The sequence below is a fragment of the Pseudomyxococcus flavus genome, from assembly GCF_050038885.1.
Lineage (GTDB): Bacteria > Myxococcota > Myxococcia > Myxococcales > Myxococcaceae > Myxococcus > Myxococcus flavus.
In genome coordinates this window covers 7,100,791-7,111,152 of record NZ_CP143624.1, presented here as the reverse complement: position 1 = coordinate 7,111,152, position 10,362 = coordinate 7,100,791, and the positions used below count along the sequence as shown (strand labels likewise).

Annotated in this window: 10 protein-coding genes; 5 read left to right on the top strand and 5 right to left on the bottom strand. The window is 70.0% G+C overall.

Translation table 11 applies throughout. The annotated features are described in order from the left end of the window. Genes VZL07_RS29585 through VZL07_RS29575 form a run of 3 tightly spaced genes read left to right on the top strand, consistent with a single transcriptional unit; the run spans position 1 to position 4,050 of the window. Positions 1 to 1,500, top strand: a complete 1,500-nt coding sequence (locus VZL07_RS29585) for a hypothetical protein (RefSeq protein WP_426751225.1) — start codon at positions 1 to 3, stop codon at positions 1,498 to 1,500. Positions 1,501 to 1,551: 51 nt separating this feature from the next. Continuing rightward, positions 1,552 to 2,907: a WGR domain-containing protein gene (locus VZL07_RS29580; RefSeq protein ID WP_426751224.1), complete on the top strand. Its 1,356-nt coding sequence runs from the start codon at positions 1,552 to 1,554 to the stop codon at positions 2,905 to 2,907. A 6-nt stretch (positions 2,908 to 2,913) separates the two neighbouring features. After that, on the top strand, positions 2,914 to 4,050 hold the full coding sequence (locus VZL07_RS29575) for an STM4014 family protein (RefSeq protein ID WP_426751222.1): 1,137 nt from the start codon (positions 2,914 to 2,916) through the stop codon (positions 4,048 to 4,050). A 28-nt stretch (positions 4,051 to 4,078) separates the two neighbouring features. Here VZL07_RS29575 and VZL07_RS29570 read toward each other — a convergent pair whose 3' ends face one another. From VZL07_RS29570 to VZL07_RS29555, 4 genes are read right to left on the bottom strand one after another with little or no spacing between them, the layout of a single operon-like run. Further along, positions 4,079 to 4,987, bottom strand: coding sequence for an STM4011 family radical SAM protein (locus tag VZL07_RS29570; protein WP_426751220.1), 909 nt, complete (start codon positions 4,985 to 4,987; stop codon positions 4,079 to 4,081). Further along, the gene (locus VZL07_RS29565; protein ID WP_426751219.1) at positions 4,984 to 6,300 is read right to left on the bottom strand and encodes an STM4012 family radical SAM protein; all 1,317 of its coding nucleotides are present in this window, start codon (positions 6,298 to 6,300) and stop codon (positions 4,984 to 4,986) included. Before VZL07_RS29565 ends, VZL07_RS29570 begins: the two co-directional genes overlap by 4 nt. After that, positions 6,297 to 7,106 carry an STM4013/SEN3800 family hydrolase gene (locus VZL07_RS29560; RefSeq protein ID WP_426751218.1) on the bottom strand — a complete coding sequence of 270 codons (810 nt, stop codon included), beginning with the start codon at positions 7,104 to 7,106 and terminating at the stop codon, positions 6,297 to 6,299. The genes VZL07_RS29565 and VZL07_RS29560 overlap by 4 nt, the downstream gene beginning before the upstream one ends. Next, positions 7,097 to 7,780 carry an HAD family hydrolase gene (locus tag VZL07_RS29555; RefSeq protein ID WP_426751217.1) on the bottom strand — a complete coding sequence of 228 codons (684 nt, stop codon included), beginning with the start codon at positions 7,778 to 7,780 and terminating at the stop codon, positions 7,097 to 7,099. The genes VZL07_RS29560 and VZL07_RS29555 overlap by 10 nt, the downstream gene beginning before the upstream one ends. Before the next feature lie 264 nt (positions 7,781 to 8,044). Between VZL07_RS29555 and VZL07_RS29550 the strand changes: the two genes are divergently transcribed. Both VZL07_RS29550 and VZL07_RS29545 read left to right on the top strand, forming a co-directional pair. After that, entirely contained in the window at positions 8,045 to 9,292 is a 1,248-nt protein-coding gene (locus VZL07_RS29550; protein ID WP_426751216.1) for a PAS domain-containing protein, read from the top strand. A 27-nt stretch (positions 9,293 to 9,319) separates the two neighbouring features. Next, a complete protein-coding gene (locus tag VZL07_RS29545) occupies positions 9,320 to 9,988 on the top strand; it encodes a sensor histidine kinase (protein WP_426757402.1) in 669 nt (222 codons plus the stop codon). Between the two features lie 55 nt (positions 9,989 to 10,043). On the opposite strand, the gene VZL07_RS29540 is transcribed toward VZL07_RS29545, so the two are convergent. Next, positions 10,044 to 10,235 carry a hypothetical protein gene (locus VZL07_RS29540; protein WP_426751215.1) on the bottom strand — a complete coding sequence of 64 codons (192 nt, stop codon included), beginning with the start codon at positions 10,233 to 10,235 and terminating at the stop codon, positions 10,044 to 10,046. Between the last annotated feature and the right edge of the window lie 127 nt (positions 10,236 to 10,362).

Here is a 10,362-nt window from a genome sequence, read left to right as displayed (position 1 = left end):
ATGAGCACGGAGCCACGAAGTCCCAGGGACACGGAGCGCTGGCTGTGCGCCGGGCTGTGCCTGACGCGGCAGGAGCACCTCTCGGCCGAGGCGCTGGCCACGGCGGTGCCTTGGCTCCTGGCTGCGCTCGCCGAGTCGCCGGCCCTGCCTCCGCCGGCCCTGGTCGCGGACCTCGGGAGGCTCGCCTCGGGAGTACCGCTCGCGCCTGCCGCGCCCGTGCCGGACACGCTGCCCCGACTGCGCGATGCGGTGCGCGCGTATGACGACCACGTGCTGGCCCGGCTGGCCGCGGAGCCCCACCTGGAGGCGGTCTCCGCCGCTCTGGCGCGGCTGCCCGAGGCGCTCCGGCCTCGCGGCATTGCATTCCTGGTGACACGCGTGCTGGCGCGCATGGGCTACACGACCGGAAACCCGGTGAGCCCGGCGCAGGCCCGGCGCGTCCTGGAACGACCACCCGCGGAGCTGCTCCAAACGGGCTACGCGGCGCTGCGCGAGTCCAGCGCCAGCACCATGCTGGAGCGGCTCGCGGAAGCCTACGAAGCCCTGGCGAGCGCGGCCCGTCGTGCGCACGCCCTGCTCGGCGACGCGGAGGCCTTCACGCTGGAGAACCTGGAGCACCTCCAGGGCAAGGCCCAGCGGATGGCCCTGGAGCAGGCGGTGGAAGCGGCGGAGTCCCTGTCACAGTCGCTGCCCCCCAAGCTGCGAGCCCGCCCGGTGAGCGTCGCGCCCGTGCCCATGGCCCTGGAGGACGAAGCCGCCTTCCCGCAGGGAGGCTTCTCCTCCGTCTCCAACGTCGGCAGCCTGGAGAACCTCGTCACCTCCGAGCTCGTCTACATGGAGGACGCGCCGAACCTCGACCTCTTCGACGTGCGCTACGTGGAGGGCGAGCTCCTCTACTACACCCGCGACGAGAGCATCTCCGTGCGGCGCCGGCGCGTCATCACCTTCGTCCTGTCGCCCTCACTGGCGGACGCGCGCGTGAAGGACAGCGGCGTCCGCTGGCAGCGTTGGGTGGTGGCACTGGGACTGCTGCTCTGCCTCGTGCGGCGGCTCTCCCTGTGGCTGGGCAGCGAGGAGCTCCACTTCCGCGTCGTCTTCCTCCACGCCAGAAGCGATGGAGCGCCCCTGGAGTCGGAGCGGGGCCTGTGCGAGCTGCTGCTGCGCGAGTGGCGCGCCCGGGGCACGGCGGAGGTCCTCACCGCCGCCGCGCTGGAGGACGTTCTGGAGACAGCCGAGGCGGCTTCAAAGCGGGCGCGAGTGGACGTCGTGCTGCTCGACGCGAGCAGTCAAGCCACGAAGCCGTTCCCGACCGCGTCGTCCCGCGTGGGCCTGCACCTGCTGGACCTCAGCGGCCCCTCGCCGTTCGTACGCTTCATCCGAGGCAAGCGCGAAGTCCTGGATTCTCGAAAGCTGGAGCCCTCCGCGGGGGCCGATGGCCACGGCGAACCGTGGGAGGCCTGGACGGGCGTAACGCTTGAGCTTGCCCAGGGGCTTCTCTAGCGTCCGGGCTGACAACGCGCCCTGAGCGGCGCAACGGACGAAGGACGGGCCATGGCGCGGTACGAGTTCAAGGAAGGCAGCTCCAACAAGTTCTGGGAGATCACCCTCTCCGGCAACACCTTCACCACGCGGTGGGGCCGCATCGGGACCGATGGCCAGGAGAAGACGCAGACCTTCGCCTCGCCCGCCGAAGCCGAGAAGGAGCACGACAAGCTCGTCCGCGAGAAGGAGAAGAAGGGCTACGTGCTCGCGGGCAAGGGCGAGGACGACGAGGGCGGCGAGGATGAGGGCGCCGAGGCCGCCTCCAACCCCGAGCTGGAGGCCGCCATCCTCAAGGACCCGGACAACGTGGACGCGTACCTCGTCTACGGCGACTGGCTCCAGAGCCAGGGCGACCCGCGCGGCGAGCTCATCGCCCTCCAGCACGCGGCCTCGCAGGCCACCGGCACGGAGGCCAGTGACCTCAAGCGCAAGGCCACCGCGCTCATCAAGAAGCACCCGTCGCTGCTGCTGGGCGAGCTGGCGGACGCGGTGAAGTCCGAGGAGCTCTCCGTGGAGTGGCACCTGGGCTTCATCCGCTCCGCGCGCCTGGGCCAGAAGGACTACGACTCCGACCGGGACATCGCCGAGGCCACCCGGGAGCTGCTCGCCCTGCCCTCCGCGCGCTTCATCCGGAGCCTCACCATCGGCATGGCGAGCTTCGATGGCGAGAACGACTACGGTGACGTCATCAGCGCCATCGCGGAGGCCGGTGGCTCCAAGACGCTCACGGACCTGTTCATCGGCGACTTCGAGTACCCCGATGACACCGAGATTTCCTGGACGCACCTGACGGATGTCTCGGCGGCGCTGAAGGTGCTGCCCAACCTGCGCACGCTGCGGCTGCGCGGCGGCGAGCTCGGCCTGGGCGACATCGACCTGCCCGAGCTGCGCGAGTTCACGGTGGAGACGGGCGGCCTGCCCCTGGGCGCCATCAAGTCCATCGCCAGCGCGAAGTGGCCGAAGCTGGAGCGCCTGGAGGTGTGGTTCGGCAGCAACGACTACGGCGCGGAGGGCGGCGTGGAGGACATCCAGCCCATCCTCGACGGCAAGGGCCTGCCGAACCTCAAGCAGCTCGGCCTGCGCAACTCCGAGTTCACCGACGCGCTCGCCCAGGTGCTGCCCACCGCGAAGGTGCTCCCGCAGCTGGAGAAGCTGGACATCTCCATGGGCACCCTGTCCGACGAGGGCGCCCGCGCACTGGCCGACAAGGCGGCGGCCTTCTCCCACCTCAAGCAGTTCGACCTCACCGAGAACACCCTGACGGAGGAGGGCCAGTCGCTGCTGTCCAAGGCGATTCCCCACGCCAGCGTGGGCAATCAGCGCGAGTACGAAGAGGACTACCGCTACGCCGCGGTGGGCGAGTAGACCGACATGAGGAGCGCGCCGCCGTTCATCCTCATCGGCAATGCGGAGAACCGGCGCGTCACGTGGTTCCAGGAGGCACTTGCCCGACAGGGACTTCCCGCCGCTCACGTCGTGCCCTGGCGTGAGTTGCTAGCGGCCCCCGGGCTTCTGGCGGACCTGCCCGACATGGAGGCGCTGGTCCGCATCGACTCCACGGGAGAGAACTGGGCGGTCGAGAAGGCTCTGCTCAAGCGGGGCTACGCGGATGCGCTGGGGCATGGCTGCTCCGTCCTCACGCCGGAGCAGGTGGACCGCCTGCCCGAGGACCACGGCCGGATTCTCAGCCCTCGGCAGCACCACCTGGGCTTCCTGCGCGTCCTGGCGGAGCTGGAGGCCATCTTCGCGGCGCATCCACGCTGGCGTGTCCTCCAGAAGCCCTCCGCCATCGCGGACCTCTTCGACAAGCGCATCACCTCCCGGCGCTACGCGGCGGTGGGCGTGCCCGTTCCCGAGCCCCTGGACGGCGTCACGAATGTGGAATCGCTGCGCCAACGGATGGAGGAGGAAGACTGCCGCGAGGTGTTCGTGAAGGTGTCGTGTGGCTCCTCCGCGTCGTGCCTCGCTATCTACCGGCGAGGCCGCTCGAAGGACACGTTGACCACGACCATCGAGGTGGCGAAGACGGGTTGGTACAACTCGCTGAAGGTCCGCCGCGTCGATGACCCCGAGCAGGTGGATGAAATTCTCGCGTATCTGTTGGGTGAGGGCTCACAGGTGGAGCGCTCCATTCCCAAGGCGCGGCTCGGCGGCGACTACTTCGACTGCCGCGTATTGATGGTCCGGGGTGAGCCGGCCTTCACGGTGGTGCGGCAAAGCATGCGGCCCATCACCAACCTGCACCTGGGCGGCTGGCGGGGAGATTTGGACGACTTCCACGCGACCGTCCCCCCGAATGAGCTCGCGGATGCCATGGAGAGCTGCCGCACGGTGGCCCGCACCCATGACTGCCTGCACGTGGGCATCGACCTCATGTACGAGGAGCACTTCACCGGGCACCGCGTGCTGGAAGCCAACGCCTTCGGGGACCTGCTCCCCAACCTCCGCCGGGACGGGCTCACTGTCTATGAATGGGAGATTCGCGAAGCCCTCCGCGACCTCTCGTGACACCCCACCCGCCTGACCTTCCTTCGGTTCAGCTCATCCCGGAGCCGGCGCTGTTTCTCGACGCCGGATGCCCGACCTTCCACAGGGGCGTTGCCGGGACGCGCTCCAGGATTCCAGAGCCGAAGACCCGGTCCAGCTCGAGGTACTCCAGGTGGACGTACCCGATGTGACACCCACAGGTCTGCTTCGCGCAGGGCCGGGGCCTCAGCGCGGCGTCGAAGTCCGGCGCGTAGATGTTGCCAATCGGCTCCTCGATGAAGTGGCACCGTCGCGCCGTGCCTTCCCCATCCACGGAGATGACGGACTCCCCTCCCCGGCACGCGCGCCCCAGGCTCGGATGACGCGTGTTGTTCACCGGGAAGAGCGGGTCCAGCCGCGTGAAGCGCGCCACGTCCTCCGCCGTGTACGGCTCCTCCTGCCCGTCCTTCACCGCGTTGATCCACAGGTACGTGTCCGCGGGCAGCTCGGCGCGCAGGGCCTCGGCCTCATCGGTGAAGCGCAGGAAACCGACCACGCCCACGCTGTGACGGACACCGAGCTCCGTCAGCTTCGCGCACTGGGCCAGGAAGCGATGCCGCCTGGTCCACTCCGGGTGGTACGTGGCCCAGATGCCCAGCTTGTCCGCCCGCGTCTGGGACACCCAGTCCAGCTTGCACGACAGGTTCGTCTGGATGGCCACCCGCTCCACGTGAGGCAGGTGCGACAGGCGGGCCAGCGCCTCCTGGTACCACGGCCAGATGAGCGCCTCGCCCCACGGCGTGAAGAACACCGACACCGTGTCCTGCGTGCGAGCCTCCACCCATGCGACGAAGCGCTCCAGGTCCGCGCGGTCCTTGGCCAGCTCCTCGTCGGTGTGCTTCCACTTGCCGAAGGGGCAGTACTCGCAGCCGTAGTTGCAGCTCGACAGCGGGCCCCGATAGAGCACGGTGAGCTTCATCGCCAGGCGTACTCCTTCATCATCGCCTGCACCTGCTCGGAGTGGAGCCAGGGGCCAATCAGGTCGGAGCGCTCCACGCCCGCCGCGGTGAGCTGCACCACCCCACCGTTCGTTCGCGCCAGTCCGTGCGCCTCCAGCTCCTCCAGCTCCGGGAAGTCCTCCAGCACGTCGGTGCAGAAGCGCTGACGGTACGCCGCCAGGTCCACGCCTTCCGCCAGCAGGGACAGCAGCATGTAGCGGCGCCGACGCTCCTCGGCGTCCAGCCGGAAGCCGTAGCCCACCTCGCCGAACGACGCCTCCGTCCGCTCGCTGTACGCCTGGATGATGGAGCGCACCTCGCGCGAGCCCACCGCGTACTCGGACGAGTAATGCACCCCGCCCGTATACGAGCGCGCTCCGCATCCCAGCCCGACCATGCCGTCCTCCTGGCAGCGGTACACCGGGCCGCCCGCGTCCGGTGCGTGGCTCGCGCGGAACATCCGCATGGAGACCTGCGTGTAGCCCTGCGACAGGAGGAAGTCGCGCCCCACCCGGTACAGCGACAGGCGCAGGTCGTCCCACGCCCGCGCCTTCTTGCCCAGGAAGGTCAGCGGCCGGACGTAGAGCGGGTAGAGGTAGATTTCCTCGGGCGCGAAGCGAAGCGCGGCACGCAGCGAGTAGAGGAAGCTCTCCTCCGTCTGCCCCTCCATGCCGTAGATGAGGTCCAGGTTCAGCGTGGGGAACCCCGTGGAGCGGATGAGGTCCAGCGCCGCCTCCACCTGCGCCGTCTTCTGGGGCCGCTTCACCGCGGCCACCTCCGCCTCGATGAAGCTTTGGATGCCCATGCTCACCCGGTCCGCGCCGCGGGAGCGCAACACCTGGAGCTTCGCCGCGTCCACCGTCTCCGGCGACACCTCCACGGACACGGGGATGTTCCTCATGTCCGCGCCCATGACGCCCTCGGCCAGGTCGAACACCGTGTTCAACCCCGCCACGTCCAGCAGCGTCGGCGTGCCACCGCCGATGGCGGCCCGGGCGAAGGTCGCTGTGCCCAGCGCCTCCTTCACCCGGCGCGTCTCACGCACCAGCGCGCCCAGGTACCCGTCCACGACGTCCTGCTTCGGCCCGGCGGCGGTGAAGAGGTTGCAGAAGCCGCAGCGCATCTCACAGAAGGGCACGTGGACGTAGAGGAACAGCGCGTCGCGGCGCTCGTCCGCCCAGACGGACTCCAGCGGGAGTGCGGGCGTGAAGGGCCGGTAGGCCGTCTTGTGCGGGTAGCCGTAGAGGTACGCCACGTAGGGCGACCCTTCGAGCATCTGCTGTAGACGCGTCATGGTGCGGTGTCTCGTTCCAGCGTGAACTCAGCGTAGGGCACCGTCCACACGACGGGGTGCCCCAGGCGGTGTCCGGTATAACCGTCATCCCCGTAGGCCGTCCCGTGGTCCGAGCAGACGATGCAGAAGGCGGGGCCCCGGCGCCGCAGCGCCGCGAAGAGCGGAGGAAGCTGCGTGTCCACGTACTCCAGCGCCGCGGCGTGGGAGTCGAGCGAGTCCTCCGAGGCCCCCGGCAGGTAGTGGCGGTTCGGCTGGTGCAACGCGGACACGTTGAGGAAGAGGAACACGCGCTGCGAGCGCGGCAGCGCCTCCAGCCGCTGGACGGCCAGCGCCACCTGAAGCTCCGTGGAGCGCGGATGTGTCACGCCCAGCTCGGGGCTCCAGTGACTCTCCGCGAAGAGGCCAGGGAGCACGTTGCCCAGCGGGTTGCGCTTGTTGAAGAAGCCCACGCCGCCAATGCACACGGTGTGGTAGCCGCGGCCGCCGAGCCCCGTGACGAGGTCCGGCGCATCGAGCACGCAGGTGCCCTGTGCCGTCGTCTCGCTGCCCTCGAAGCGCATCGCGAACAGCCGGGGGTGACGGCCCGGGGTGGCGGGCGTGGGCAGGAAGCCGGCGAAGAAGGCGTGGTGCGCCGCATACGTGAAGCTGGCGGGCGAATGCCGCCGCTCCCACCGTCCCCCGGGCAGCACCGCTGACAAATGGGGCGTGCGTCCCTGCGCGGCGAGCGCCTCCGCCACGTCGTAGCGCAGGGTGTCCAGGGTGACGAAGAGCAGGTCATGCGTGCCGATGACGGCGTTCATGTCCATTGCGACAGCACCCTGGCGAAGTCCTGCGAGCGCCCGACGATTCGCTCCACCGTGTACGTGGGAGGCGCCAGCGCCGGGGGCCACGCGCGGCCATGAGACACCCAGCAGGTGGCGAGGCCCAGGCGCGCTGCGCCCTGGATGTCCCGCTCCGGGTCGTCGCCGACGTGGAGGACCTCCTGCGGCGCCCGGTCCACCGACGCCAGCGCCGCCTGGAAGATGCGCGGGTCAGGCTTCGGCGCGCCCACCTCTCCCGAGAGGAACACCTCCGGCAGGTGCGCCGTGAGGCCCGCGTGCGCCAGCTTCGCGCGCTGCACCCGACCCGAGCCGTTGGACACCACCACCACCGGCGCGCGCCGCCGAAGCGCCGCGACCATCGCTCCCGTGCCTTCGTCGGGCCGGGTGAAGGTGGGCAACCGGGAAGACATGTCCGCCCACAGCGCCTCCGCGCTCAGCGGCAAGGCCGGAAAGGCGGCCACGACATCGCGGCAGAACGCGTCGCGATCGCCGGAGCCTCGGCCATCCAGGCCGCGCAGCACCTCCAGCGCTCGCGCCCGACCGACCATGGAGAAGGCCTGTGGGTGGCGGAGGAAGAGGTCTTCCACGTACCGGTCAAAGGCGCCCGCGCGGTCAATCAACGTGTCGTCCAGGTCGAAGAAGACGGCACGGGGCCGCATCCCAGCATTCCTCCCGAGCGGGCAGGATACGCCGCCCTGCTCGCCCGGACCAGCGTGGGCCCGGCTCGCGCCGCGTCCTGGCCGCCGCTCCGCCCCCTCCATATCGTGGAAAGACACAGCATCCGCTGGCACCGGCACCCGGCGGCATGGCCCATCCCTGTCGTGCCGGACGCGGCGTGGAGGCGAGGCAGCGCCGCTTGAAGAGCAAGGTGCCGAGGGAGCGCAACGTCCTTCCCCCGGCCTGAAAGGGTCCTGGTACGGCGCGTGGTAGAGGGGAACATCGATGACGTCGAGCGCCCGGACGCTGCGCGTATCGCGCTCGACGCTCTGCAGACCTTCGTCGCGCTGCTGGACATGGAGGGGCGGCTGCTCGACCTGAACCGGACGGCGCTGGCGTGGCTGCGTGCGTCGTCGGTCGGGGAGCTGCGAGGCCGCCGTTTCTGGAAACTGCCCCTCTGGCAGAGGGTACCCCGGGCGCAAGAACGCCTCCGTCAGGCGACCGCGCGCGCCGCGGGGGGCGAGCGCTTCCGCGAAGACGTGGAGCTCCAGCACGGCACGCCGAACGAAGAGGCGCGCATCCTCGACCTCTCCCTCGCTCCCGTGCGTGCCGCCGGGGGCGGCGTGGTGTGCCTGCTCCTGGAGGGACACGACGTCACCGAGCGCAAGCAGGCCGCGGCCGCGCTCGCGCGCAGGAACGCGGAGCTGGAGGCGACCCGGCAGGCTCCCACGCGAGCGCAGACGCGGCCAGACGCACAACAGGACCCGAGTTCCTGGGAAGCCGTGCGACGCAGCGAGGAGCGCTACCGCAGCCTCGTCACCGCCATGTCCCAGGTGGTGTGGACCGCGGATGCGTCCGGCTGCACCGGGCACAACCAGGCCTGGTCCGACTTCACGGGGCAGACGGAGCGCGAGGCGATGGCACAAGGCTGGCTGGGCATGGTCCATCCCGAGGACCACGAGCGGGTTTGCGAGGACTGGCGCCGGGCGCTGGCGACGCAATCCCACTTCGATTCGGAGTACCGCGTGAGACGTCCGGACGGGCGCTACACGCCGGTCCATGCCCGGGCCGTGGCGTTGCGTGAGGCGGACGGCACCATCCGCGAATGGGTGGGCACCGTCTCCGACATCAGCCGGCGCAAGGCGGCGGAGCAGGAGCTCCGGGAGAGCCAGGCCCGGTTCCAGGCCATCATCGACGAGGCGCCCGCGTCCATCTACGTGAAGTCCCCGGATGGCCGGATGCTGATGGTCAACCGCCACTTCGAAAAGCAACTGGGACGCAGCCGGGAGCAGTTGCTGGGCCGCACGGACATGGACCTCTTTCCTCCGGAGCAGGCCGCCATCATGCGTGGCCACGATGTCAAGGTGCTGACGACGAATCATCCACTCGAGGTGGAGGAGCTCGCGTCGAATCACCAGGGTGCCCGCGTCTTCCATTCACTCAAGTTCCCGCTCCGGAGCACGGAGGGCCGGCCCACCGCGCTCGCCAGCATCACCACCGACGTCACGGAGTAGCGGCGAGTCGGCGACGTCGCCCAGCGTCTGCTGGGCATCGTCGGACATGACCTCCGCAGCCCCACCGCCGCCATCATCACCACCACCGGCATGCTGGCACGCCGGCCGATGGATGAGACCATGCGACGGCCCTTCAAGCGCATCGAGCGAAGCGCCCGCCGGGTGGAGCACCTGGTCCAGGTGCTGATGGACTTCACGCAAGCCCAGCTCGGTGGCGGTATCCAGCTCGAGCCCGTCCGCGGAGACCTGCAAGCGCTGGTGGCGTCCACCGTGGAGAAGGCACGGGCCGCCCACCCCGGACGAGAGGTGCGGCTCATCCAATGTGGCGACGCCCTGGGCGACTGGGACCCGGAGCGGCTGGAGCGCCTGCTGAACCACCTGTTGGACAATGCCTTCACGCACGGCGCGCCCCACACCCCCATCGACGTGCTCTGCCGGGCAAGCAGGAAGACGGTGCTGCTGGGCGTGCGCAACCAGGGCGCGCCCATTCCCCCGGAGGTCCGCGCGACGCTCTTCGAACCCATCCGGCGCGACTCACGCGTGGAGAAGACGGTGCGGCACTCGCTCGGCCTGAGCCTGTACCTGGTCCGCGAGCTGACCCGTGCGCACGGAGGGTGCATCCGCGTCTCGTCGGACGCCCGGCACGGGACCACCTTCTACGTCTCCGTGCCCCGCACACGCCATGTGCCCGCCTGACGCCGCCACGCCGCCCACCGTCCTCGTCATCGACGATGACACCGACATGCGAGAGTCACTCCAGGACCTGCTGGAGGGACGCCGGGTACCACGCCGTCACCGCCGGGAGTGGCGAGGACGGACTGGAGAAGCTCGCGCGGATGCGACGCCCGTGCGCCATCCTGCTCGACATGCTGATGCCGCGCGCATGGACGGCTTCGCCTTCCTCTCGCGCCTCCGGCACACCGGCGCACTGGAGGCCCTGCACGTCATCGTCGTGCCCTCCTCGGACCGACCGCCGCCCCCGGGCCTCGCGCTGGCTTCCTGGGCAAGCCGTGCGTCCTGGAAGGCATCCACCAGCCGCCCCTCGCTCCCGGCGGCAGTCCCCCCACCGG